The organism is uncultured Sunxiuqinia sp. (assembly GCF_963974515.1).
In the GTDB taxonomy this organism is placed as follows: Bacteria; Bacteroidota; Bacteroidia; order Bacteroidales; family Prolixibacteraceae; genus Sunxiuqinia.
Genome location: NZ_CAXBDD010000029.1, coordinates 19148 through 42102 on the forward strand (window position 1 = coordinate 19148; position 22955 = coordinate 42102).

At 43.5% G+C, this 22955-nt stretch carries 30 protein-coding genes; 2 read left to right on the forward strand and 28 right to left on the reverse strand.

Features of this window, described 5'->3' with window-relative positions; translation table 11 throughout:
• Positions 1–14: 14 nt before the first annotated feature.
• The 25 genes from rpmD to AAC033_RS08970 all read right to left on the reverse strand — a co-directional run bounded on the left by rpmD (position 15) and on the right by AAC033_RS08970 (position 15742).
• Positions 15–194: a 50S ribosomal protein L30 gene (gene rpmD / locus AAC033_RS08850; protein ID WP_339737170.1), complete on the reverse strand. Its 180-nt coding sequence runs from the start codon at positions 192–194 to the stop codon at positions 15–17.
• A 5-nt stretch (positions 195–199) separates the two neighbouring features.
• Complete coding sequence (gene rpsE, locus AAC033_RS08855; RefSeq protein ID WP_339737220.1) at positions 200–703, reverse strand: 30S ribosomal protein S5; 504 nt, start codon at positions 701–703, stop codon at positions 200–202.
• A 17-nt stretch (positions 704–720) separates the two neighbouring features.
• Positions 721–1077 carry a 50S ribosomal protein L18 gene (rplR, locus tag AAC033_RS08860; RefSeq protein WP_339737172.1) on the reverse strand — a complete coding sequence of 119 codons (357 nt, stop codon included), beginning with the start codon at positions 1075–1077 and terminating at the stop codon, positions 721–723.
• A 14-nt stretch (positions 1078–1091) separates the two neighbouring features.
• The gene (gene rplF / locus AAC033_RS08865; protein ID WP_339737174.1) at positions 1092–1649 is read right to left on the reverse strand and encodes a 50S ribosomal protein L6; all 558 of its coding nucleotides are present in this window, start codon (positions 1647–1649) and stop codon (positions 1092–1094) included.
• Between the two features lie 15 nt (positions 1650–1664).
• Positions 1665–2063, reverse strand: coding sequence for a 30S ribosomal protein S8 (rpsH, locus tag AAC033_RS08870; RefSeq protein WP_339737222.1), 399 nt, complete (start codon positions 2061–2063; stop codon positions 1665–1667).
• A gap of 27 nt (positions 2064–2090) precedes the next feature.
• Entirely contained in the window at positions 2091–2360 is a 270-nt protein-coding gene (gene rpsN, locus AAC033_RS08875; RefSeq protein WP_339737176.1) for a 30S ribosomal protein S14, read from the reverse strand.
• Positions 2361–2363: 3 nt separating this feature from the next.
• Positions 2364–2921: a 50S ribosomal protein L5 gene (gene rplE, locus AAC033_RS08880; RefSeq protein WP_053187484.1), complete on the reverse strand. Its 558-nt coding sequence runs from the start codon at positions 2919–2921 to the stop codon at positions 2364–2366.
• Positions 2921–3244: a 50S ribosomal protein L24 gene (gene rplX / locus AAC033_RS08885; RefSeq protein WP_339737179.1), complete on the reverse strand. Its 324-nt coding sequence runs from the start codon at positions 3242–3244 to the stop codon at positions 2921–2923. The genes rplE and rplX overlap by 1 nt, the downstream gene beginning before the upstream one ends.
• A gap of 17 nt (positions 3245–3261) precedes the next feature.
• Positions 3262–3627: a 50S ribosomal protein L14 gene (gene rplN / locus AAC033_RS08890; RefSeq protein WP_339737181.1), complete on the reverse strand. Its 366-nt coding sequence runs from the start codon at positions 3625–3627 to the stop codon at positions 3262–3264.
• A 2-nt stretch (positions 3628–3629) separates the two neighbouring features.
• Positions 3630–3887, reverse strand: a complete 258-nt coding sequence (gene rpsQ, locus AAC033_RS08895; protein ID WP_053187478.1) for a 30S ribosomal protein S17 — start codon at positions 3885–3887, stop codon at positions 3630–3632.
• Between the two features lie 10 nt (positions 3888–3897).
• On the reverse strand, positions 3898–4104 hold the full coding sequence (gene rpmC, locus AAC033_RS08900; RefSeq protein WP_339737185.1) for a 50S ribosomal protein L29: 207 nt from the start codon (positions 4102–4104) through the stop codon (positions 3898–3900).
• Positions 4104–4538 (reverse strand): 50S ribosomal protein L16, encoded by a 435-nt coding sequence (gene rplP, locus AAC033_RS08905; RefSeq protein ID WP_339737187.1) that lies wholly within the window; start codon positions 4536–4538, stop codon positions 4104–4106. Before rplP ends, rpmC begins: the two co-directional genes overlap by 1 nt.
• Positions 4539–4564: 26 nt before the next feature.
• Positions 4565–5293 carry a 30S ribosomal protein S3 gene (rpsC, locus tag AAC033_RS08910; protein ID WP_339737188.1) on the reverse strand — a complete coding sequence of 243 codons (729 nt, stop codon included), beginning with the start codon at positions 5291–5293 and terminating at the stop codon, positions 4565–4567.
• A 10-nt stretch (positions 5294–5303) separates the two neighbouring features.
• Positions 5304–5717, reverse strand: a complete 414-nt coding sequence (rplV, locus tag AAC033_RS08915; protein WP_339737189.1) for a 50S ribosomal protein L22 — start codon at positions 5715–5717, stop codon at positions 5304–5306.
• A 37-nt stretch (positions 5718–5754) separates the two neighbouring features.
• Positions 5755–6021: a 30S ribosomal protein S19 gene (gene rpsS, locus AAC033_RS08920; RefSeq protein ID WP_053187462.1), complete on the reverse strand. Its 267-nt coding sequence runs from the start codon at positions 6019–6021 to the stop codon at positions 5755–5757.
• A gap of 15 nt (positions 6022–6036) precedes the next feature.
• Positions 6037–6861 carry a 50S ribosomal protein L2 gene (gene rplB, locus AAC033_RS08925; RefSeq protein ID WP_339737190.1) on the reverse strand — a complete coding sequence of 275 codons (825 nt, stop codon included), beginning with the start codon at positions 6859–6861 and terminating at the stop codon, positions 6037–6039.
• A gap of 9 nt (positions 6862–6870) precedes the next feature.
• Complete coding sequence (rplW, locus tag AAC033_RS08930) at positions 6871–7161, reverse strand: 50S ribosomal protein L23 (protein WP_339737192.1); 291 nt, start codon at positions 7159–7161, stop codon at positions 6871–6873.
• A gap of 12 nt (positions 7162–7173) precedes the next feature.
• Positions 7174–7803, reverse strand: a complete 630-nt coding sequence (rplD, locus tag AAC033_RS08935; RefSeq protein ID WP_339737194.1) for a 50S ribosomal protein L4 — start codon at positions 7801–7803, stop codon at positions 7174–7176.
• On the reverse strand, positions 7803–8420 hold the full coding sequence (gene rplC / locus AAC033_RS08940; protein WP_339737196.1) for a 50S ribosomal protein L3: 618 nt from the start codon (positions 8418–8420) through the stop codon (positions 7803–7805). Before rplC ends, rplD begins: the two co-directional genes overlap by 1 nt.
• Positions 8421–8441: 21 nt before the next feature.
• Positions 8442–8747, reverse strand: coding sequence for a 30S ribosomal protein S10 (gene rpsJ, locus AAC033_RS08945; protein WP_163708425.1), 306 nt, complete (start codon positions 8745–8747; stop codon positions 8442–8444).
• Between the two features lie 20 nt (positions 8748–8767).
• Complete coding sequence (gene fusA, locus AAC033_RS08950; protein WP_339737199.1) at positions 8768–10879, reverse strand: elongation factor G; 2112 nt, start codon at positions 10877–10879, stop codon at positions 8768–8770.
• A gap of 59 nt (positions 10880–10938) precedes the next feature.
• Positions 10939–11415 (reverse strand): 30S ribosomal protein S7, encoded by a 477-nt coding sequence (gene rpsG, locus AAC033_RS08955; RefSeq protein WP_339737201.1) that lies wholly within the window; start codon positions 11413–11415, stop codon positions 10939–10941.
• 121 nt (positions 11416–11536) lie between these two features.
• Complete coding sequence (gene rpsL / locus AAC033_RS08960) at positions 11537–11911, reverse strand: 30S ribosomal protein S12 (protein ID WP_339737203.1); 375 nt, start codon at positions 11909–11911, stop codon at positions 11537–11539.
• 196 nt (positions 11912–12107) lie between these two features.
• Complete coding sequence (locus AAC033_RS08965) at positions 12108–13418, reverse strand: HlyD family efflux transporter periplasmic adaptor subunit (protein ID WP_339737205.1); 1311 nt, start codon at positions 13416–13418, stop codon at positions 12108–12110.
• Positions 13419–13552: 134 nt separating this feature from the next.
• A complete protein-coding gene (locus tag AAC033_RS08970; protein ID WP_339737208.1) occupies positions 13553–15742 on the reverse strand; it encodes a peptidase domain-containing ABC transporter in 2190 nt (729 codons plus the stop codon).
• Positions 15743–16199: 457 nt separating this feature from the next.
• Between AAC033_RS08970 and AAC033_RS08975 the strand changes: the two genes are divergently transcribed.
• Positions 16200–18356: an elongation factor G gene (locus AAC033_RS08975; RefSeq protein ID WP_339737210.1), complete on the forward strand. Its 2157-nt coding sequence runs from the start codon at positions 16200–16202 to the stop codon at positions 18354–18356.
• A gap of 359 nt (positions 18357–18715) precedes the next feature.
• On the forward strand, positions 18716–20029 hold the full coding sequence (locus tag AAC033_RS08980) for a hypothetical protein (protein WP_339737212.1): 1314 nt from the start codon (positions 18716–18718) through the stop codon (positions 20027–20029).
• A gap of 111 nt (positions 20030–20140) precedes the next feature.
• Here AAC033_RS08980 and AAC033_RS08985 read toward each other — a convergent pair whose 3' ends face one another.
• From AAC033_RS08985 to AAC033_RS08995, 3 genes are all read right to left on the reverse strand, one after another.
• Entirely contained in the window at positions 20141–21088 is a 948-nt protein-coding gene (locus tag AAC033_RS08985) for a hypothetical protein (protein ID WP_339737214.1), read from the reverse strand.
• 66 nt (positions 21089–21154) lie between these two features.
• Positions 21155–22264, reverse strand: a complete 1110-nt coding sequence (locus AAC033_RS08990) for a glycosyltransferase family 4 protein (RefSeq protein WP_339737216.1) — start codon at positions 22262–22264, stop codon at positions 21155–21157.
• A gap of 1 nt (position 22265) precedes the next feature.
• A partial coding sequence (locus AAC033_RS08995) for a hypothetical protein (RefSeq protein WP_339737218.1) occupies positions 22266–22955 on the reverse strand: 690 nt, incomplete at its 5' end.

Consider the following 22955-nt stretch of genomic DNA (forward strand, 5'->3'; position numbering starts at 1 on the left):
TAGCTTAAACTATTTTAAATTTCTTCAACTTTCACCAAATGGTTCACTTTGTTGACCATCCCCAAAATTTGAGGCGTAGCTTCTTTTTCTACAAAGTGATTCAACTTTTTAATTCCAAGTGCTTCAATCGTCGCTTTCTGCACTTTGTTGGAACCAATTTTGCTTTTTACTTGTGTGATTCTAATCTTAGCCATAGTTCCTATCCTTTAAATACTTTTTCTAAAGAAACTCCACGGTGCTCGGCAACAGTATGGGCATCTCTCAGTTCGAGTAATGCATTAAACGTTGCTTTAACCAGGTTATGAGGGTTAGACGATCCTTTTGATTTTGCAAGGATGTCGTGTACGCCAACACTTTCAAGAACCGCGCGCATCGCACCACCGGCTTTTACTCCGGTACCTGATGTTGCTGGTTTTAAGAAAACGCGGGCACCACCAAATTTAGCAATTTGCTCATGAGGGATTGTTCCTTTGTGAACCGGAATTTTGACTAAATTCTTTTTTGCAGCATCAATTCCTTTTGCAATCGCGGTAGTTACTTCGCTCGCTTTACCAAGTCCCCATCCAACAATTCCGTCTTCGTTTCCGACAACAACGATTGCTGAAAAGCTGAAAGTTCTACCCCCTTTGGTTACTTTGGTTACGCGGTTAATTGCAACCAATCGGTCCTTAAGTTCAATGTCAGTTGTTTTGACTTTCTTAATACTTCCTGCCATAATCATTAAAATTTAAGGCCACCTTCACGGGCAGCTTCAGCTAATTGTTTTACTCTACCGTGATACAAATATCCGTTACGATCGAACACAACGTTTTCAATGCCGGCTGCTTTCGCTTTCTCAGCCAATGCTTTTCCAACTAATGCGGCCTGCTCAGTTTTGTTGCCTTCTTTTTCGCTGATTTCTTTATTCAATGAAGAGATTGAAAGCAAAGTTGTGCCGTCCATATCGTTAACCAATTGGGCGTAAATTTGCTTGTTACTTCTGTAGACACTCAAACGAGGTCTTTCCGAAGTTCCGGAAACAATCTTCCGGATTCTCTTCTTAATTCTATATCTTCTTTGTTGTTTCGTTAAAGCCATGGTTTCAAATTTTACTATTTAGCAGAGGCTGATTTACCAGCTTTACGTCTTAATTCTTCACCGACAAACTTCACACCTTTTCCTTTGTATGGTTCGGGTGCTCTGAATGAGCGTATTTTTGCAGCTACCTGGCCGACCAACTGTTTGTCACAGCTTTTCAAAGTTACAATCGGATTGTTTCTTTTATCGGTTACAGCTTCAACCTTTACTTCATCAGGAAGATTGAGGTACGTGTGGTGAGAGTGTCCCAGCACGAGGTCCAACAACTGGCCCTGGCTTTCGGCACGATAACCTACACCCACAAGTTCCAACTTAATTTCGTAGCCTTCATTCACTCCAACAACCATGTTATTGATTAATGAACGGTAAAGTCCGTGCAGGGCACGGTGTCTTTTCTGCTCAGTTGGACGTTTTACAACAACCTGATTGTCTTCAACGGCTACTTCAATTTCGGGGTCTACCTTTTGCGAAAGCTCACCGAGTTTTCCTTTAACGCTAACCACATTTTCGCTGGTCACATTAATAGTCACTCCGGCTGGTATTTCGATTGGTAATTTACCTATCCTTGACATTACTCCTCCTCCTTATTAATAAACGTAACATAAAACTTCACCACCTATGTTCAAAGTGCGCGCTTCCTTATCGGAAATCACTCCTTTTGAGGTAGATAAAATTGCAACTCCCAAACCATTTAGTACGCGAGGAATGTTTTCGCTGTCGCAATACTGTCTCAATCCTGGCTTACTGATTCGCTTGATTGATTTAATGGCTGGCTGTTTGGTTTCAGGATGATATTTCAGCGCAATTTTTATGTTGCCTTGAAAATTAACATCATCTTCAAACTTGTAGTTCAAAATGTACCCTTTATCTTTTAAGATTTTGGTAATTTCCTTTTTTATGTTTGAAGCAGGAATATCAACTACGCGATGTTTTGCTGCCTGAGCATTGCGCACGCGAGTCAAATAATCTGCTATCGGGTCTGTAATTTTACTCATTACTTTTGTAATTAAATTTTACCAACTTGCTTTTTTTACACCCGGAATCAGGCCTTCTGAGGCCATTTCGCGGAAGTTAATCCTGCTAACTCCGAATTGGCGCATGTAGCCTTTTGGACGTCCGGTTAATTTACAACGGTTGTGCATGCGTACCTTCGATGAGTTCTTAGGTAGTTTCTGCAAACCTTCATAATCACCTTCTGCTTTGAGCCTGGCCCTTTTTTCGGCGTATTTTTCAACAAGTTTTGCCCTTTTTACTTCGCGGGCTTTCATTGATTCTTTAGCCATAACTTAGTTCTTTTTTACGTTTTTAAAAGGTAAACCTAACTCTTTCAACAAGGCAAAACCTTCTTCATCCGTGTCAGCAGAGGTTACAAAAGTAATGTTCATACCGTTAATACGGTTGACCTTGTCAATGTTGATTTCAGGAAAAATGATTTGTTCAGGAATTCCAAGGGTGTAATTGCCCTGTCCGTCCATTTTACTCTCAATACCTCTAAAGTCACGAATACGTGGCAGTGAGATGTTGATTAGCCTTTCAAGAAATTCGTACATTCTTTCTTTTCTCAATGTCACGCGGACACCGATCGGCATTTTTTTCCTCAGTTTAAAGTTGGAGATGTCCTTCTTCGATTTGGTTTGGACTGCTTTTTGGCCGGCAATCATTGTCATTTCCTCTGTGGCAACTTCAATGATTTTCTTATCGGCGATAGCAGCTCCAACACCTTGGTTCAGAACAATTTTCTCCAATTTCGGAACCTGCATAACAGATTTATAGTCGAACTCCTTGGTTAAAGCAGGAATGACTTCTTCCGAATATTTCTTCTTAAGTGTTGGTGTATAAGCCATTACTTAATCTCCTCTCCAGATTTTTTAGAATAACGTACTAGTTTACCATTGCTTCCGAGCTTACGACCAATGCGTGTTTTTCCTCCGTTCTTCGGATCGACATGCATGAGGTTCGACAGGTGGATTGGTGCTTCCTTTTCAACAATACCACCCTGCGGATTCTCCGCATTTGGTTTGGTATGTTTTTTTACCATATTAACACCCTCCACAATTGCTCTGGTTTTTTCCCGAACTACTTCGAGAACTTTGCCTTGCTGACCTTTATAGTTTCCGGCAATAACAACAACGGTGTCACCTTTTTTAATGTGTAATTTTGTCTGCATTTTGTTTAATTTATGCATTAAAGCACTTCAGGTGCAAGCGAAATAATTTTCATGTTTTTATCACGAAGTTCCCTTGCAACAGGGCCAAAAATACGGGTTCCGCGCATTTCACCAGTATTGTTCAATAAAACGACAGCATTGTCATCGAAACGGATATAAGATCCATCCGGACGACGTACTTCCTTTCTAGTGCGAACAACGATGGCTTTAGACACAGTTCCTTTTTTCATATCACTACCAGCGACTGAACTTTTTACAGTTACAACCACTTTATCGCCAATTGATGCGTAACGTTTTTTTGTACCGCCCAAAACGCGGATACAAAGAACTTCTCTCGCACCACTATTATCGGCAACTGCACATCTTGATTCCTGTTGTATCATGATTACTTAGCTCTTTCAATAATTTCAACTAATCTCCAGCGCTTACTTTTACTTAAAGGTCTTGTCTCCATGATCTTTACAGTATCTCCAACGCTGCAAGTGTTTGTTTCGTCATGGGCGTAAAGTTTGGTTGTCTTATTCACGAATTTTCCGTAAATAGGGTGCTTTTCTTTTCGCTTCACTGCAACAACAATACTTTTTTCCATACTGTCGCTTACAACAACACCGATACGCTCTTTTCTCAGATTTCTTGCTTCCATTGACTACAAATTAATTCTGATTTTGATTCAATTCCCTCTGACGTCTAATGGTCTGAAGGCGTGCAATGTTCTTGCGGGTTTCCTTGATTTTCATCGGGTTATCCAGCGGAGAAACTGCATGATTCATATTTAGACGCGCCAAGGTCTCTTTTTCCAACTGGATTCTCTCCAGGATTTCCTTGTCTGTTAATTCTTTAATTTCAGATGCTTTCATCATTAATCTTCTTTAATAGATTCAACAAAGTCACGTCTAACAACAAACTTCGTAGTAACCGGCAGTTTTTGTGCGGCCAAACGTAAGGCTTCTTTTGCCATTTCGAATGGAACGCCATCGGCTTCGATTAAAATACGACCCGGGGTTACCGGAGCTACGAATGCTTCAGGAGCACCTTTACCTTTACCCATCCTTACTTCGGCTGGTTTTTTGGTAATAGGTTTATCTGGGAAAATACGGATCCAAATTTGACCCTGACGTTGCATGTGACGGGTTACCGCAACCCTGGCCGCCTCGATTTGACGGCCGGTAAGCCATGAACTTTGCAACGATTTTATACCAAAAGATCCGAATGCCAGTTCTGTACCCCTTTGGGCATTCCCTTTCATTCTTCCTTTTTGTACTCTTCTAAATTTTGTCTTTTTCGGCTGTAACATCCTTTTTCAATTAAAAGGTTTTCGAATTATTTTCTTCTCTTTTTGAAACCGCCACTTCTTCCGCCGCCACGAGGACCACCAGGAGCACCTTGTGTGTTCTTCTGTCCCAGGTTTGGAGAAAGGTCGCGTTTTCCGTAGACTTCGCCTTTACAAATCCAAACTTTAACACCGATTAAACCGGTTTTTGTTAAAGCTTCTGCCAAAGCGTAATCAATATCAGCTCTCAGCGTGTGCAAAGGAGTACGACCGTCTTTATACATTTCAGAGCGCGCCATTTCAGCACCGTTCAAACGACCGGATACCATAATTTTGATTCCTTGCGCACCCATTCTCATAGTAGAGGCTATAGCCATTTTGGTAGCACGACGGTAGGCGATTTTCCCTTCAATCTGACGTGCAACGTTGTTGGCCACAATACGGGCATCGAGTTCAGGTCTTTTAATCTCGAAGATATTGATCTGAACTTCTTTGTTGGTGATCTTTTTCAACTCCTCTTTCAATTTGTCGACTTCCTGACCACCTTTGCCAATAATAATACCGGGTCTTGAGGTGTGAACGGTAATGGTAATCAGCTTCAAGGTTCTTTCGATAATAATCCTTGAAATACTTGCTTTGGCCAAACGGGCGTTCAAGTATTCACGGATCTTAGTATCTTCAACCAGCTTGTCACCATAGTCGTTTCCACCGAACCAGTTGGAATCCCATCCGCGGATGATTCCTAAACGATTACTGATTGGATTAACTTTCTGTCCCATGTATTACTATTTATTCGTTTTCAGTTTCTACATTTTTACTATCAACGCAAAGTGTTACGTGGTTCGAACGTTTGCGGATCCGGTGCGCACGTCCTTGCGGAGCGGGACGCAGACGCTTTAAAATGCGTCCTGAATCAACAGCTATTGTTTTCACGTACAAGTTGCTTTCCTCCAAACGAGTTCCCTCGTTTTTAGCCTGCCAGTTTGCAATGGCCGACATCAACAGTTTTTCAACTTTGCGTGAAGCTTCTTTTGACGAAAACTTCAAAACATCCAACGCCCGGTTTACTTCCATTCCGCGAACCATGTCGGCTACAAGCCTCATTTTTCTTGGAGAAGTTGGGCAGTCTTTTAGTACCGCAAAGTATTGTGATTTCCGAGCTTCTTTCAGCTCAATTGCTCGATTTCTTTTTCTAGCACCCATCGTAATTTCTTTTAAAAGTTAATGAGAATCTCATGCCTTAGCGTTTGTTTCCGGCATGTCCCCTAAAAGTTCTTGTAGGTGCAAATTCGCCTAGCTTATGGCCAACCATGTTTTCGGTTACATATACCGGAATGAACTTATTCCCATTATGAACTGCGATGGTGTGCCCTACAAAGTCGGGAGAGATTACTGATGCTCTGGCCCAAGTCTTAATGACTGACTTTTTACCTGCTTCATTCATTGCGTCAACTTTTTTCTCAAGCTTATAGGCAATGAATGGGCCTTTTTTTAGTGAACGACTCATATCCTACTCCTTTAATTATTTCTTGCGTTTTTCTACAATGTACTTATTGGAAGCTTTCTTCTTAGACCGGGTTTTGAAACCTTTTGCTAACAAGCCTTTGCGTGAACGGGGATGTCCTCCTGAAGAGCGGCCTTCACCACCACCCATTGGGTGATCAACCGGGTTCATAACGACACCACGTACGCGTGGTCTTCTTCCTAACCAACGTGAACGACCTGCTTTACCAGATCTTTCCAGGTTGTGTTCTGTATTTCCAACAGTTCCAACTGTAGCTTTGCAAGTAACGAGTACCATTCGGGATTCCCCTGAAGGTAATTTTACAATTGCATACTTTCCTTCTCTTGAGGTCAACTGTGCATATGTTCCTGCACTTCGCACCATAACGCCACCTTGTCCAGGTTGAAGCTCAATGTTGTGTACAATAGTACCCAGAGGAATTTCTTTAAGTGGAATTGAGTTTCCTACTTCAGGAGCGACACCGGTTCCGCTTAATACTGTCTGTCCAACTTGTAATCCGTTGGGAGAAAGTATATACCGTTTTTCACCGTCGGCGTATACCAACAGTGCAATACGGGCTGTGCGGTTTGGGTCGTACTGAATAGACTCTACACGTGCAGGGATACCGTCTTTCTCGCGTTTAAAATCGATCGCACGATATCTCTTCTTGTGCCCTCCACCTATATACCTCATTGTCATGCGTCCCTGGCTGTTACGGCCACCGGACTTTTGCATGGGCTTCAACAATGATTTCTCAGGCGTTGATGCAGTAATGGTATCAAACGCGCCAATAATCTTGTGCCTTTGACCCGGAGTAACTGGTTTTAATTTTCTTACTGCCATTTCCTATAATTAAATATTACTGTAAAAATCAATTGTATCTCCTTCTACCAATGTAATCACAGCTTTTTTGTAAGCTGAAGTTTTTCCCTTAATGACCCCTGCTTTGGTATAGCGGCTTTTATTCTTGCCTCCATAAATCATGGTATTAACGGAAGTTACACCTACATTGTACAGTTCTTCAACTGCTTTCTTAATTTCCTGTCTGCCCGCATCTTTACGAACGACAAATCCATAACGGTTGAACTTTTCGCCCTGTTCCGTCATCTTTTCTGTTACTATGGGTTTTATCAAAATATCCATTATTTATCCCCCTTAAATCTTAAACTGTTCTTCGATTTTGCCTACCGAACTTTCAAAAAAGATCACCTTGCTAGCGTTCATTATCTGATAAGTGCTTAATTCTGAAGCAGTTACAACAGAAACACCGTCTAAATTTCTGGAGGACAAATATATATTTTTATTTTCGTCCGGTAAAACGAAAAGAGACTTTTTATTGGTAATTTTCAGATTATTACTGAGTGCTACCATCTCCTTTGTTTTCGGAACTTCCAGGCTGAAATCCTCCAAAATCAAAATATCGCTTGCCTTGGCTTTGTAACTCAATGCTGACTTACGCGCCAACGCTTTTACTTTTTTATTCAATTTGAAGCCATAGTTTCTTGGACGAGGTCCGAAAACACGACCACCACCACGGAAAAGTGGAGATTTGATGCTCCCGGCACGTGCTGTACCGGTACCTTTTTGCTTTTTAATTTTTCTTGTGCTTCCAACAACTTCACCACGTTCGGTTGCAGAATGAGTTCCTTGACGCTTGTTGGCCAGGTACTGTTTTACATCAAGATAAATCGCATGGTCGTTTGGCTCGATACCGAAGATTTGGTCTTCTAAACCAACCATTCTTCCGGTTTCTTTTCCTGTTTTATCTAATACTTGTACTTCCATTACTGATTAATTATTACAAATGATCCTTTTGCGCCAGGAATTGATCCTTTAACAACTAATAGGTTACTTTCAGGAATGACTTTCAAAACCTTCAGGTCTTCAATTGTCTTTTGCGCGCCACCGGTCCGACCAGCCATGCGCATTCCTTTAAATACTCTGGAAGGGTAAGAAGAGGCACCAAGCGAACCAGGAGCTCTCAGACGGTTGTGCTGACCGTGAGTGGCATCGCCCACCCCACGGAAGTTGTAACGCTTCACAACGCCCTGAAAACCTTTTCCTTTGGTTATGCCGGTTATATCAACCCAACTACCTTCTTCGATTACATCAACAGTAATGGTATCACCAAGTTTGTAATCTTTTTCGAAGTCTTGAAACTCGACGACTTTGCGCTTTGGATCGGTTCCAGCTTTCTGGAAATGACCAAATTCAGCTTTGGTGGTGTTTTTTTCTTTCTTATCACCAAATGCTAGCTGAAAAGCGTTGTAGCCATCGGTTTCTGCCGTTTTCACTTGTGTGACAACACAAGGTCCGGCTTCAATCACAGTGCATGGAATATTTTTTCCCTCAACACTGAATACGGATGTCATTCCGATTTTTTTACCGATTATTCCTGCCATTTTTTTTGTTTTTACAGGTTATCAAACTTTAATTTCTACTTCAACACCGCTTGGCAATTCAAGCTTCATTAAGGCGTCGATAGTTTTAGCCGTTGAGCTGTAAATGTCGATCAAACGTTTGTATGAAGACAACTGAAATTGCTCGCGTGATTTTTTGTTCACGAACGTTGAACGCAACACTGTAAAAACACGGTTGTGGGTTGGAAGCGGAATTGGTCCGCTCACAACTGCACCGGTTGTTTTAACAGTCTTGACGATCTTTTCAGCCGACTTGTCCACCAAGTTGTGATCGTACGACTTCAGCTTAATTCTGATCTTTTGACTCATGATGAGATAAAATAATTATTTTATAATAATTCTACTTTTCCTTGCATTTCCTCAAGTACTTTCACTGCCAATTGCTTTGGCACTTCTTCGTAGTGTGAGAACTCCATTGAAGAAGTCGCACGACCTGAAGAAAGTGTTCTCAACACAGTCACGTAACCAAAGATTTCTGAAAGTGGCACCGTGGCTTTAATGACCCTGGCTCCCGCTTTTTCATGCATCCCGGCTACTTGTCCGCGTCGACGGTTCAAGTCACCAATAATATCACCCATGTATTCTTCAGGGGTTACAATCTCAGACTTCATAATTGGCTCAAGCAATTTCGGGCCAGCTTTTGAAGCTGCGCTCTTGAATGCCTGACGGGCACAGATTTCGAATGACAACTGGTCAGAGTCAACGGCGTGGAATGAACCATCCAGCAACTCAACCTGCAAACTATCCAGCTGGAATCCAGCCAACGGACCGTTCAACATCGCTGTTTGGAAACCTTTTTGTACAGAAGGAATAAATTCTTTCGGAATCCGTCCTCCTTTTACACTGTCAATAAATGTCAACCCTTCTTTGCCTTCTTCAGCAGGACCAACCTTAACAATGATATCAGCGAATTTACCACGACCACCCGATTGCTTTTTGAATACCTCGCGCAATTCAACTGTTTGGCTAATGGCTTCTTTGTAAGCAACCTGAGGTTTACCCTGGTTACATTCAACTTTGAATTCACGTTTCAAGCGGTCGATGATAATTTCGAGGTGAAGCTCACCCATACCACGGATAACCGTTTGGCCCGATTCTTCGTCAGTGTTTACCTTGAATGTTGGATCTTCTTCGGCCAGTTTAGCCAATCCCATTCCAAGTTTATCTAAGTCTTTTTGCGTTTTTGGCTCCACGGCGATACCAATTACCGGCTCCGGAAAATCCATGCTCTCCAGCGTAATCGGGTGTTTCTCAGAACACAAGGTATCCCCTGTACGAATATCTTTGAAACCTACTGCGGCACAAATATCACCCGCTTCGATCACATCTTTCGGGTTTTGCTTGTTGGAGTGCATTTGGTAAAGACGGGAGATCCGTTCTTTTTTACCTGTTCTCGTATTGTAAACTGTAGAACCAGCATCAATCTTCCCGGAGTACACTCGGATAAAGCACAAGCGGCCAACATATGGGTCGGTAGCAATTTTAAAAGCCAAAGCAGCCAAAGGCTCCTCATCATCTGCATGACGAATCACTTCTTTACCTGTATCAGGATTGATGCCAATCAATTCGCCTTTATCAAGCGGGCTTGGCAAAAATTCAACAACGGCATCCAACAAACGCTGCACCCCTTTGTTTTTAAACGCTGATCCGCACATCATTGGAACAATAATTTGCTTCAGCGTTCCCTGGCGAATCACAGAACGCAACTCATCGGGAGTAATTGATTCCGGATCGTCGAAATAACGTTCCATCAGCGCGTCGTCAAGTTCAGCAACTGATTCAACCATTTTTTCGCGGTATTCTAAAGCGAGCTCCATCAAGTCGGCAGGAATTTCCTCCAAACGGTAGTCTACGCCCAATGTTTCATCTTCATACCAACGAATGGCTTTCATTTCAATGAGGTCAATCACACCTTCGAATTTCTCTTCGGCACCGATTGGAATTTGAATTGGAACCGGGTTGGCCCCCAATTTTTCACGAACTTCGCCAACTACATTAAAGAAGTCAGCACCTGAACGGTCCATTTTATTAACGAAACCAATTCGTGGGACACCATATTTTTCGGCCTGACGCCAGACTGTTTCCGACTGAGCCTCAACACCACTAACCGCGCAAAACAAAGCTACAGCACCATCCAGAATACGCAATGAACGCTCTACCTCAACAGTAAAGTCAACGTGTCCCGGAGTATCGATGATGTTAATTTTATAATCCTTTTCAGCATGTTTCCAGAAGGTAGTTGTTGCAGCCGAAGTAATCGTAATACCCCGTTCCTGCTCTTGCTCCATCCAGTCCATCGTGGCAGCACCGTCGTGTACCTCTCCAATTCGGTGCGTAATTCCGGTATAATACAGGATACGCTCCGATGTCGTGGTTTTACCGGCATCAATGTGAGCCATGATGCCGATGTTTCTTGTATATCTTAAATCTTTTGTTGCCATGTTAATAAACCAATATTCTAATCCTTATATAAAAAAATGAACCAATTGAATGGTTCTTTTTAAAACCTAAAGTGTGCGAATGCACGGTTTGCTTCAGCCATCCGGTGTGTATCTTCTTTCCGTTTGACAGCGCCTCCTTCATTATTGTATGCAGCCTGAATTTCAGCAGCCAACTTGTCTGCCATAGACTTTCCGGAGCGCTTACGAGCAAATAGGATTAAGTTTTTGATAGAAACTGCCACTTTTCTTTCGGGACGAATTTCCATGGGAACCTGGAAGGTAGCACCTCCAACGCGGCGGCTTTTTACTTCTACTGCCGGAGTAATATTCTCCAAGGCTTTTTTCCAGATGTCGAGTGAAGTTAGCTCATCGTTTTTCATACGTGAATCAACGATATCAAGAGCATCGTAGAAAATTTGGTAAGCAACGGTCTTTTTACCGTGCTGCATCATGTCGTTCACAAATCGTGTAACAAGAACGTCGTTAAATTTAGGATCGGGTAAGATAATCCTCTTCTTTGGTTTCGATTTTCTCATCGTATTTCTTCTTTAGTGTTATTCGAATTGGTTGTCTAATCGATTTGGAGCTTCAGTTCATCCCGATCTATCGGGACTCATTTACTCAACCAAACCACTATAAAGCGGTCAATTCACAAATTTATTTTTTCGGTCTTTTCGTACCGTATTTAGAACGTCTCTGTGTGCGTCCTTCAACACCTGCAGTATCCAATGCACCGCGCACCAAGTGGTAACGAACCCCAGGCAAGTCTTTTACCCTGCCGCCGCGCACCAACACGATGGAGTGCTCTTGCAAGTTATGGCCTTCACCCGGAATGTAGGCATTCACTTCTTTTTGGTTGGTCAACCTCACCCTGGCCACTTTACGCATGGCTGAGTTTGGTTTTTTAGGTGTCGTCGTGTAAACACGAACACAAACACCTCGTTTTTGAGGACAGGCATCCAAAGCACGAGACTTACTTTTCTCTACTTGTACGGTGCGTCCTTTTCTTACTAATTGTTGAATCGTTGGCATACAACTATTTAATTAATCATTAATATTTTTGCAAAATGGACTGCAAAGGTATTGAAAATTCAATAAAATCAATGCGTTCCCACTGCGTTTTTGACAGAATCCTCCAAAAACGGCAGGCAAAAGTACTAATTTTCAGAAAATAACAATAGCTTTCACTACTGTTTTTTCTTTTTTTTCAGATAATTAAACAAAGGTCTCAATTTGCTCCGGTTACCTTTTCCTTCAAAATTGATTTGATTGGATTGAAGAAACGTTGGATCAGGCGAAGGTCTTCGGTAATAATCTCAGCGTCACCTTTCATTTCCTGACTAAAATTTAGCGGGATGTCGTAGTTTGTTTTCAAATTTTGGGGAAGATCAATCTCTGCGATGTAGTTGTCGTTTGAAGGCACCAGCGAAATCGACTTGACCGATCCGCGCACCATGCCATACTCCATGTAGGGAAAATTGTCGAAACGAATATTTACGACCTGCCCGGCCTTTACTTTTCCGGCACCACGCAGCGGCAATGTTACCCGGCCAATAATTTTGCTTTCACTCTCGGGAACAACTGTAAAAACAATGTCATCGCTTTTTACCTGTTGATTTTTGCTCCAAAAATTGGTGAACGTAACCTGCCCTTCAATAGGTGTTTTCAGCACAAACGCTTGATTCCAGTATGTCAGTCGGCTTTTTAGCACATTCAGGGCCTCAATCAACTGCGATTGCAACTGGCGCTTTTGATCCTCAAACTCCTTTTCAGCTCCTATAATTTCCTGCTGCAGCTGAATAATCTCCTTCTGCGTTTCGGCCAGGTTAGTCCGTGCTCCGTTAAACGTGTATTTCTTCTGAAGCAAAGCCGACTCCGACGCTTTGTAGTCCACCAGCGAAAGTACCTCACGCACATACAAGCCCGAATCGCGCTTAAACTGTTCGTAGGCGATCTCGTATTCATTCTCCAGGATCTGGCGCTGGGTCCACAACCGATCGTAGTATATTTTCTGCATGTGCTCCTGTTCGCGCAACGAAGCAATCTTTTGCGGATAGAAATTCAGCCGTATAAAACTGATGTAATTATTATACAGGCGTAAGAAGGAAGAAAAGTCGGCCTGAATATCACCCAGCCGAAAGTCCGGCTTCAGTACTTTATAATATAAGGTATCAAAGGTGATGAAAAAACCCTCCAGCGATTCGAGTTCCTTTTCCAGCCTGAACACATCCTCATAATCGGCAGCATTTTCAAGAATCGCGATCAATTGATCCTTTCTTACCGTATCATTGTCCTGCACAAATAAGTGGTCAATTTTTCCGGTATTGCGTGCTACAATGTGGGCGGGTGGATTCTCCGAAAGCACCACAATACGCGCCCGGATAATATCGGGATAATGGAAAACCCAAGAGCCCAGCAGCAGAAGCACCACGAAAATCAGGATCATGGTCAGTCCGCTGCGCAACAACCACGATGGCGATTTTCCGATGATCTCTTGCACCTCGTCACTTCTGATTTCTATGTTGTCGTTTTGCGGCATATTTGTTTTGTTTGGACGCAGATTTTTATGATTTGGTATGTTTGTTTATGATCTTGTTTTCACTACCCTTTTGTCTCCGTATAAATCATTTTAAATCGTTCGAATCTGTGCCTCCCCCTCCCTGTGTCTAATCACTAACTTCCCAGTTCCAGCTGGTTTTTCACCAAATGATAGTACGCCCCTTTGTTCGCTGTCAGTTCAGCATGCGTGCCGAGCTCTACAATCCGCCCCTGATCGAGTACCACGATCTGATCGGCATTTTTCACCGTGCTTAGCCGGTGTGCTACCACCACCACTGTCTTTCCTTCATACACGCGGTTCAGGTTTTCCATGATCACTTTTTCGTTGTTGGCATCCAGCGCATTGGTTGCCTCATCAAAAAACAGGTAGTCTGGATTTTTATAGATCACCCGTGCAATCAATATTCGCTGTCTCTGCCCCTGGCTTAGTCCGTGCCCATCCTGCCCGATCTTGGTGTTGTAGCCCAATGGCAAGCTTTCCACAAAATCCTGGATATTGGCCGTTTTCACCGCAAACAGCAACTTTTCCTTATCCACATGCTCGTGTCCCACCACAATATTATTCACAATGGTATCCGAGAAAATAAACCCATCCTGCATCACAGCTCCCACTTTGGTGCGCCACCACTGTTGCGAAAAGTTTTTCAGATCGGTGTCTCCCACACGAATCTTTCCCGAAACCGGCGGATAAAATCCCAGCAGCAGCTTCACCAAAGTTGTTTTCCCACTTCCACTGGTTCCAACGATCGCCGTCAGTTTTTTCTCCGGAATATTCAAGTTGATCTGGTCCAGCACTTTGGCCGAATGCGGCCCTTCGTACTGAAAAACCAGGTCGGAGATGACAATGGTGCGCTCGGCTGGCATGGTATTGATGCGCGGATCATCTTTCTTCTCCTCATCGTCTTTCTTGTGAATTTCGCCCAACCGCTCCAGGCTGATCTTGGCATCCTGTGCCAAATGCATGAAGTTGATCAAATCGGACAAGGGAGCATTCAGCTGCCCAATGATGTATTGCACGGCCAGCATCATCCCCAGCGTCATGTTCCCGTTCAGCACTGCCATGGCCGCCAGCACCGTGATCACAATATTTTTGGTTTCATTGATAAAAACCGAACCTGCTTGCTGGTACTGGTCAACAGACAAATTTTGCACGTTGACCCGAAACAATCGCGCCTGAATGCGCTCCCACTCCCAACGCTTTTGCTTTTCGTAGTTATTCAGCTTGATTTCCGGCATGCCGTTGATCAACTGGATCAACATGCCCTGGTTTTCGCTCAACTGCGTAAACTTCTTGTAATCGAGTTGCCGCCGCTTTTGCATGAAGAGGTAGACCCAAATCACATACAACACCGAGCCCACAACAAACACCAGCAAGATTTTCCAACTGTAAATGGCCAGCACAATCCCAAAAATGACCAGGTTGAAGAGCGAAAACAGTACGCTGAGGGTTTGCGTGGTCAGAAAGCGCTCAATCCGTCGATGATCCTGGATGCGCTGCATCAGGTCGCCAATCATTTTGGTATCGAAAAAGCCGATGGGCAGCTTCATCAACTTAATCAGGAAATCGGAAATAATGGAGATGTTGATCCGGGTACTGATGTGCAACAAAATCCACGATCGCACAAAGTCGACCGACATTTTGCCAATGAACAACATCATTTGGGCCGCCAGCACCAGGTAGATAAACCCCAGATCCTGGTTGTTGATTCCCACGTCGACGATGCTTTGGGTCAGGAAAGGAAAGATGAGCTGGATGATGCTCGCAGCCAGGAAACCGATCATCAGCTGCCCCACCAGGCGTCGGTGCGGCCTGACGTATCGCCACAGAAACGCGAAACCCGTTCGGTCGGTCACTTCATCGTCCTGGTCGTAAAATGCCGGCGTTGGCTGCAACATCAGGCAAATACCTTTTTCTTCGCCGGCCGTCATAGTAGCCAGCCAGTGCTTCTTAAACTCCTGCTCGCCGTATTTCACCAGGCCAAAAGCCGGGTCCGCCACATACACCTTGTCTTTTTTCACCTCGTACACCACCACAAAATGATTCTGGTCCCAGTGCACGATACACGGCTTGGGAACATCCTTCACCAGTTGGGCGTAGGTAACCTTGGTTCCCAGGCTTCGCATGCCAATGGCTTCGGCCGCATCGCTGATGCCCAGCAGGGAAACCCCCTCGCGCGAAATGTGCGATTGCTCCCGTAAATAATTCAAATTGAAGTTGCGCCCGTAAAATTTGGCGATCATCCGCAGGCAGGTCGGCCCGCAATCCATGGCGTCAGGTTGCTTATAATGAGGAAAACGAGGCATAGCACATATTTACACCCTAAAAATAAGGGAAATCGGCGTTCGTGCGCCTGACCAACTGTTTAGTTATCCACAATTGTTCGTTAATAGCCTTACCCGCGATGCGTCCTAATTCCCGCCTGATGCACCGGAACAACCGCCCGATATAGCGGAATGACCTCTCGATGAATCAGAATAACTGCCTGACGTATCTGAAATAAGTGCCTTCATTCTAACACACCTTACTGCCAACACAGCCTTCAATCAGTAAAAACCAAACCATTCAATCGGTATAGCCCAAAAATCTTCTCATATAAAAAAATACAACACTTCGATCGGTTATCTTTTCAGAAAACATTTTTATAACATATTCGCCCAAATGCGGTGTCGTTGTTTGTTAAAAAATTATTACTAATTTTGGTGACTTCCACAGGAAAATCAACCTTTAATACGTGTTTTAAACCAATAAAAAACTGACAAAATGAAAATCTATAAAACAGATCAAATCCGCAACATCGCTCTAATTGGAAATGCTGGCAGTGGGAAAACCACCCTCGCAGAGGCCATGCTGTTCGAGGGTGGAGTAATCAACCGCCGGGGTGAAGTAACTGCCAAAAACACGGTATCGGACTACCAACCCATTGAGCAGGATTATGGCAACTCCGTTTTTTCAACTGTCCTCCACACCTTCAGCAACGACAAAAAAATTAACATCATTGACACACCGGGAATGGACGATTTCCGCGGGAGTGTCGTGTCGGCACTTCACGTGGTTGGCAGCGCCATTGTTACGGTCAACACGCCGCACGGAATTGAAGCCGGAACCGAGTCAGTTTGCCGCTATACCGAAAAAGCAAAAAAACCGATGATTTTTGTGTTCAACCAACTGGATCACGAAAATGTCAACTTCGAACAAACGGTCGACCAGACCAAAAACATCTTTGGCAATAAGGTCACCATCATCCAATACCCGATGAATGCAGGACCAGGCTTCGATTCGATTATCGATGTCCTCAAAATGAAATTGTATAAATATCCGGTTGGCGGAGGCAAACCCGAAATACTGGATATTCCGGCCGACGAACAGGAACGGGCCGACCAATTGCACAACGAGCTGGTTGAAATGGCTGCCGAAAACGACGAGGCGCTCATGGAACTGTATTTCGAAAAAGGAAGTCTGAGCGAAGACGAAATGCGCCAGGGAATTAAGCTGGGCATGATCGACCGCAGCCTGTTTCCCATTTTCTGCACCGGCGCCAAACACAACATGGGCGTAGGCCGCCTGCTCGAATTCATCTCGAACATTACCCCATCGCCGGCCGAAGCGGTTGAAGTTCCCGAGATCACTGGTAAAGAAGTGAAAAAAGGCGAAAATGGACCAGCCTCGCTCTTTGTATTTAAAACCACCATTGAGCAACACGTGGGCGAAATTACCTACTTCAAGGTGATGAGCGGAACCATCAAGGAGGGAATGGACCTGATTATTGCAAAGAACGGGAACAAAGAACGCGTTTCTCAGTTATTCGTTTCGGCCGGAAAAAGCCGCACCAAGGTTGATGCCATGGTTGCCGGAGACATAGGAGCCACAGTGAAAATGAAAGATGTGGACGTGAACAACACCCTGAGCGAAAAGTCAGCCGGTTATAAATTTGCCGAAATCGTTTTCCCAACTTCAAGGCACACGGTAGCGCTAAAAGCAGTCAACGAGGCGGATGACGAAAAAGTCAGTGAAAGCTTCCAAAAACTGCACGATCAGGATCCAACATACCTCGTGGAATATTCGAAAGAACTGAAACAAATGCTGGTACACTGCCAGGGCGAATACCACCTCAACACCTTAAAATGGTTTTACAACAACGAATTCAAAATCGATATTGAATTTCTGAAGCCAAGAATTCCTTATCGAGAAACCATCACCAAAATGGCACAGGCTGACTACCGCCACAAAAAGCAATCGGGCGGAGCCGGGCAGTTTGGTGAAGTTCATATGATTATTGAGCCCTACATTGAAGGCGTTGATCCAAAAACGGTAGTCACACTGAATGGCAAAGAGCAAAAACTCTCCCTTCGCGACACCCAGGAATATCCACTTCCGTGGGGCGGGAAACTACTTTTCCACAACTGCATTGTCGGGGGATCCATCGATGGACGCTTTCTGCCTGCCATTCTGAAAGGAATCATGGAAAAAATGGAAGAAGGACCACTCACCGGCTCCTACGCCCGCGACATCCGCGTATATGTTTACGACGGGAAGATGCACCCGGTCGACTCCAACGAAATCTCCTTTAAGCTGGCCGGACGAAATGCTTTCTCCAAAGCCTTCAAGGAGGCTGGTCCAAAAATTCTGGAACCCATTTACAACCTCGAAGTTTTCGTACAAAGCGAACGCATGGGTGACGTCATGAGCGACCTGCAAGGACGTCGTGCCATAATTATGGGCATGGGTAGTGAAAAGGGATTTGAAAAGATCAACGCTAAAGTCCCACTGAAGGAAATGCACAAATACATTACCGCACTCAGCTCAATTACTCAGGGACGTGGAATTTTCTCCATCGCCTTTGATGGTTACGAAAAAGTACCGCAGGAAGTCCAGGATGAACTGCTGGCTACTTACGCGGCGGAACAAGAAGATGATTAAATAAAAAACCAATTCTAATCCTTTCATAACTAGTATGCCAAACTATTGATGAAAGCACCCCGGATCAGCCAATCCGGGGTTTTTTGTTTTCAAAAAAATCTTTTACAACGAAATCACCTGTCAATAGCGCTTTTATGCGCACAATCTGCGCATTTTCAAAACCAAGGCATACTCCTTTCCCTTACTCACATATCTCCTCGGATAGGTAAAAATACCCATTGTGCAGAATTATTTTGTGCCTTAAGTTTATTAACTGATACTGAAAGATATCGAAATCTTCCTACTCAGGTTTCGATATAAATCTTACGCTCAATGATTCGGTCAGCATCTCTGTTTATAAACTTAAAAAAGAACATTTTATGAAAAGAAACATTTACAATTTCAACAAGGACATCATTTTCATCATGTCCTTCTTGATGCTTGGCATGGTATTCAACGGTTGCGAAAAAAGCTATGATGAAGCTGTAACAACCGAGTTGTCTCTCAAAGACCACCATATCATGGTTGATCCATGCAAAGAGGTTTGTTTGGTAGCTGGACAACACATGTATGTTGGCAACGTTATGGTGGGTGAAGACGGTGGTGATCTCTACGTAACCTTCAACATAACCGAAGCTGATGTCTATCTGCTGGAAACTCATGTTGATATTTTTCTTTCCGAAGAGCAATTCAAGGCGGATAAAAAGATTAGTAATGGAGGTGCAATTCCCGGAAAGTTTAATTTCAAAAAAAGCTGGAACGAATCCGATATGATGACCAGTTATACCGTGAAGATTCCTGCCAGCTATGTTGATGAGGTTACGGACGGTGCCAACTGCTTCTTTATTGCGACTCATGCAGCATTATCAAATGGAGAAACAGCATGGGGAGGCATTTGCGACGAAACAGACCAAGGCGTTTCATTGGGTAATGCCTTGCAATTCCCCGGAAGAAACTGGTCGGTCTATTTTGAATTCTGTCTGGACGAATGTGAAACAACGATTGATTTCACTTACGCTTGGGAAGACCTAATGAAAGATGGTGCAGATGGAAATGATGGGGACTACAATGACTTAGTCATTAAATCAGATGTGATTAAGACCTTGAGCGAACTAAAAATTTCACTCTATGCATCCGCCAGGGGAGCTTCATATGACCACGCCTTCAAAATCAAAGTCCCAAAGATGGGCATTGTCGGTGGAATGAATGGTGTTTTTGGAGAAGCAGCCATTGATGAAGATGGGGATGACTACATCATCACCATATTTTCTAGTACAAAAGCCGCACTTCCCCAAGAAAACATCAATCCTTATCTATTTGCAGCCAATACCGTACGGACTGATATAACCTGCGAACCACATGCCACTGCTGAAATTATCATTTCTATTGATGGTGACTTTGTTTTTGATGAAACCATGCCCTACTACCCATTTATTACCGTTCATCCGGGAACTGCCAATGCGTATGACCTGAACATCTGGGAGCTGGATGTAATCAACGGGGACACATGGAAGGATGTTGGCGGAATAGAATATCCAAATGGAATCATCATTTCCGATGATTGGAAATGGCCTTACGAAAAAGCGCACATCACAACTGCTTATGCCGGATTCAAGAGCATAACTGAAGGATGGGATCCCGCCTGGGCTGTTTTAACCGACCCATCAAACGTTTTCGATGTTGTGTGTGAATAACCTATAAACCTTAAATATTTTGAACAATTCCCGATTTGATTATTCGACAAAAAACCAGACAGGCAACCCAAAGTGGTTGCCTGTTTGCATTTTGTAGCATTTATTTTGCCCCTATGACAAACACTTCGCCTTAATCCACTCAATAGTCTTTCTAACTTCATACCTGACCCAGCTATCGAAACGCTTGACTACCAAATAGCGGCCAATCCGGATGTCCAATTTTTCATCAATATCGTCGATCTTCGAAATGTAAACTTTATCAGCCGGCAGATGGATCAAAAAATTGGACGTAAACGCCTTCCAGTGATTTTGAACATGCAAAGTTGGCTGACTCCAATAGCGGCTTATTCCATCAAACGAACTGACATCACAAACATAAACTCCTTTTCGCAAGAGGACTTCAATAGCCACTGATACAAGCACTTCGTCACCCTGGTGGTGAAAAGACTTGTACTTCTCAAAATAAGCTTCTTGTCTCAGTTTAATCTCGTCAGACAACTGTTCGTAAAAGGAACGATCTCCACCTATAAATTCGCCTCCTGCCCAAATTCCAAGCGAAGATTCGCCCGGCATTAAGATCTCCTTATCTCTAATTAGTCGCTCCCGGCCATACGCCGGATACCGCCGATTGGTGACATTATAATAGACTGGAATTTTGTTCTCAATACAGTTCCATAGATTTTGCGGAATCGGATTCAGGCACAAAACATCGTTATCGATCAAAATCGCGTATTCTCCCTTGTCATCGCGCGATTTGAAGTAGTCAATCACATCAATTTTATAATGCGCCGAATAAAATTCAACATCTCTCGGAATTATTAGACTAAACGGAATTTCAACAACAGACAAGCCGACAGAATTTCGCTCAATGTAATCTTTCTGGTTGGTAAGCACTGTCAATTCGCAGGAAGTAAAAAAAGCCAAGGACTTGGCCAAAACCTCACAGCAACGAATATAGGTTCTGATTTGCTTTTCGAAATCACCTTTAATCCCGTTGACTGATCCTGCCTCTCGCTCGGTATCAATGTAGAGTAATGTGTAAAACCTGAAATTCTTCATCAGCACTTCTTAACAAGTATAAACTTTAAATCTTTCCGGATCTGCCATCGCAACAAAAAATCAATTTCAGTCTACCAATAAGCGATCACATTCGTGCTGCAATATTTCAATCAGTCGATTTTCAAACTTCTCCTGCGTAAACTCGTTTTCATATTTTCGATACCCAGCTTCACCCATTCGTTTGCGCAGTTTTTCATTTTTTAGCAGCAGTTCCATCTTATCGGCCAAAGCCCCTACATCCCGCTGGGGTACAAGAAAACCTGTAACACCATCGTCCACAATATCGGGAATTCCACCTTCAAACGTTGACACAACCGGCAAGCGGTATTGCATCGCTTCAGCATTCACCAGCCCAAATGTTTCAGCATTATAGTAGGTTGGAAAAACAAAGAGATCGGCATTTCTGAAAACCAAGTCCTTCTCTGAGGCAAACTTACTGCCGACATAACGGACATGCTCTGCTAAATCGAGCAAACGAATCATCTCATTGAGCTGGGTTCCCGAGATATCACCATCGCCTCCTGCAATGGTACACTGAAAGGAGCAATGCCGATCTTTCAACAACACGCAGGCTTCCAAAAGAATAACTACCCCCTTTGACTTGATCAAATTTGAAAGGAACAAGATCCGTGGAATGACATTCTTTCTGTCCGAAACCTCACCAGCAGTGCGCGGCACCCCATTGGGGCAAACCTCCACCTGATCTGGCGCCACGTAAGTAGCAATATCTGAAAAAAGATGCTTCGACAAAATGATCACCTTGGAGTCTTTAAAGGCAAAGTCAAACAACCTTCGATAGAACGAGTTGTTTTCTTTCTGCGCAAAACCCTTGTTATGAAGATGATAAACCAGTCGAACACGGAAAACTTTTAGAAGAACGATGAATATGAAATCCTTGAAAAACGCGGTTCCGGTTGTTGTCAGAGCAAAATAGCACACGTCGGGTTTCTTTTGAAGCAACATTGTGACCATTTGATACGAGATCTTTAGGACCTTAAACATTTTGGACACCGACAGATTCCCTGAATCGTTCACCTCACTCGACAATAACAAATTAATGTAGCGCCCATTGAAAGCTTCGTTTATTTTGCTACTTTCTTTAATCGACAAACCGACAACGGCTGATCCATGTATAGCAGGAGGAAGGTGAAGGAAGAATAGAACGTCAGGCTTCATATCACACGAATTTGAATTTTTCAGACAGACGCGTCTTCAAAGAGAACTTTTCCCGGAACTCTTTGGCCAACACTGGCTCCAGACAAGGCTGCGGATCGAAGATAAATTCAGTCTTCAATTCCTCATCCAATTTGCAAATAAAACGCTGGCTACTTCTTGTATGCGTCGCTTCACTGCCAAACCCGATGCTTTTCAATTTTGACTTACTTGGAAAAACAGTCAATAAATCCTTCTCGAATTGACAGTAGCCCAACCGAATTGCCCAGGAATCCAATCGCCCATTCATTTGCTTCCAGAGCATGTAGGGCATGTCCATTCCTCCACGCATAAATTGAACTTGCCTAAGAAAGTCCCATCTAAACGAACGATAGCTTTTCATATCCCAATCAACCAATTCCCAACGATCCTTCCAAATACCCCAACCCCACGAGGCAGCTCGGTAGCCAAGGTAAAAATCAGGCTCGTAATCCTTTAGGGATGGCAAATCCATGGAGTATCCTGAGATACTCATAATCTTTGGATGATCTTGGTAGTAATCCAGTGCCTGATTGAGAAAGTTTAGAAAGTTTGGCGTGGTAATCAAATCGTCTTCCAGAACAATCACTTTTCCATATTGCTGAACGATTCGGGAAACACCGGCGATAATTGAACTTGCTAAACCCCGGTTGATGGGCGATTCTTCAATTGAAAC

What these genes read in the sequence shown, in the direction of transcription:
- fusA (WP_339737199.1), bottom strand. Translation starts at nt 10,879, where the DNA reads ATGGCAACAAAAGATTTAAGATATACAAGAAACATCGGCATCATGGCT.
- rplX (WP_339737179.1), bottom strand. Translation starts at nt 3,244, where the DNA reads ATGCAGACAAAATTACACATTAAAAAAGGTGACACCGTTGTTGTTATT.
- rpsJ (WP_163708425.1), bottom strand. Translation starts at nt 8,747, where the DNA reads ATGAGTCAAAAGATCAGAATTAAGCTGAAGTCGTACGATCACAACTTG.
- rplN (WP_339737181.1), bottom strand. Translation starts at nt 3,627, where the DNA reads ATGATACAACAGGAATCAAGATGTGCAGTTGCCGATAATAGTGGTGCG.
- rpmC (WP_339737185.1), bottom strand. Translation starts at nt 4,104, where the DNA reads ATGATGAAAGCATCTGAAATTAAAGAATTAACAGACAAGGAAATCCTG.
- AAC033_RS08980 (WP_339737212.1), top strand. Translation starts at nt 18,716, where the DNA reads ATGAAAAGAAACATTTACAATTTCAACAAGGACATCATTTTCATCATG.
- rpsS (WP_053187462.1), bottom strand. Translation starts at nt 6,021, where the DNA reads ATGAGTCGTTCACTAAAAAAAGGCCCATTCATTGCCTATAAGCTTGAG.
- rpsC (WP_339737188.1), bottom strand. Translation starts at nt 5,293, where the DNA reads ATGGGACAGAAAGTTAATCCAATCAGTAATCGTTTAGGAATCATCCGC.
- AAC033_RS08975 (WP_339737210.1), top strand. Translation starts at nt 16,200, where the DNA reads ATGAAAATCTATAAAACAGATCAAATCCGCAACATCGCTCTAATTGGA.
- AAC033_RS08970 (WP_339737208.1), bottom strand. Translation starts at nt 15,742, where the DNA reads ATGCCTCGTTTTCCTCATTATAAGCAACCTGACGCCATGGATTGCGGG.
- rplC (WP_339737196.1), bottom strand. Translation starts at nt 8,420, where the DNA reads ATGGCAGGAATAATCGGTAAAAAAATCGGAATGACATCCGTATTCAGT.
- rplB (WP_339737190.1), bottom strand. Translation starts at nt 6,861, where the DNA reads ATGGCAGTAAGAAAATTAAAACCAGTTACTCCGGGTCAAAGGCACAAG.
- rplP (WP_339737187.1), bottom strand. Translation starts at nt 4,538, where the DNA reads ATGTTACAGCCGAAAAAGACAAAATTTAGAAGAGTACAAAAAGGAAGA.
- rpsN (WP_339737176.1), bottom strand. Translation starts at nt 2,360, where the DNA reads ATGGCTAAAGAATCAATGAAAGCCCGCGAAGTAAAAAGGGCAAAACTT.
- AAC033_RS08990 (WP_339737216.1), bottom strand. Translation starts at nt 22,264, where the DNA reads ATGAAGCCTGACGTTCTATTCTTCCTTCACCTTCCTCCTGCTATACAT.
- rpsL (WP_339737203.1), bottom strand. Translation starts at nt 11,911, where the DNA reads ATGCCAACGATTCAACAATTAGTAAGAAAAGGACGCACCGTACAAGTA.
- rplW (WP_339737192.1), bottom strand. Translation starts at nt 7,161, where the DNA reads ATGGATATTTTGATAAAACCCATAGTAACAGAAAAGATGACGGAACAG.
- rplR (WP_339737172.1), bottom strand. Translation starts at nt 1,077, where the DNA reads ATGGCTTTAACGAAACAACAAAGAAGATATAGAATTAAGAAGAGAATC.
- AAC033_RS08965 (WP_339737205.1), bottom strand. Translation starts at nt 13,418, where the DNA reads ATGCCGCAAAACGACAACATAGAAATCAGAAGTGACGAGGTGCAAGAG.
- rpsG (WP_339737201.1), bottom strand. Translation starts at nt 11,415, where the DNA reads ATGAGAAAATCGAAACCAAAGAAGAGGATTATCTTACCCGATCCTAAA.
- rpmD (WP_339737170.1), bottom strand. Translation starts at nt 194, where the DNA reads ATGGCTAAGATTAGAATCACACAAGTAAAAAGCAAAATTGGTTCCAAC.
- rplE (WP_053187484.1), bottom strand. Translation starts at nt 2,921, where the DNA reads ATGGCTTATACACCAACACTTAAGAAGAAATATTCGGAAGAAGTCATT.
- AAC033_RS08985 (WP_339737214.1), bottom strand. Translation starts at nt 21,088, where the DNA reads ATGAAGAATTTCAGGTTTTACACATTACTCTACATTGATACCGAGCGA.
- rpsQ (WP_053187478.1), bottom strand. Translation starts at nt 3,887, where the DNA reads ATGGAAGCAAGAAATCTGAGAAAAGAGCGTATCGGTGTTGTTGTAAGC.
- rplD (WP_339737194.1), bottom strand. Translation starts at nt 7,803, where the DNA reads ATGGAAGTACAAGTATTAGATAAAACAGGAAAAGAAACCGGAAGAATG.
- rplF (WP_339737174.1), bottom strand. Translation starts at nt 1,649, where the DNA reads ATGTCAAGGATAGGTAAATTACCAATCGAAATACCAGCCGGAGTGACT.
- rplV (WP_339737189.1), bottom strand. Translation starts at nt 5,717, where the DNA reads ATGGGTGCTAGAAAAAGAAATCGAGCAATTGAGCTGAAAGAAGCTCGG.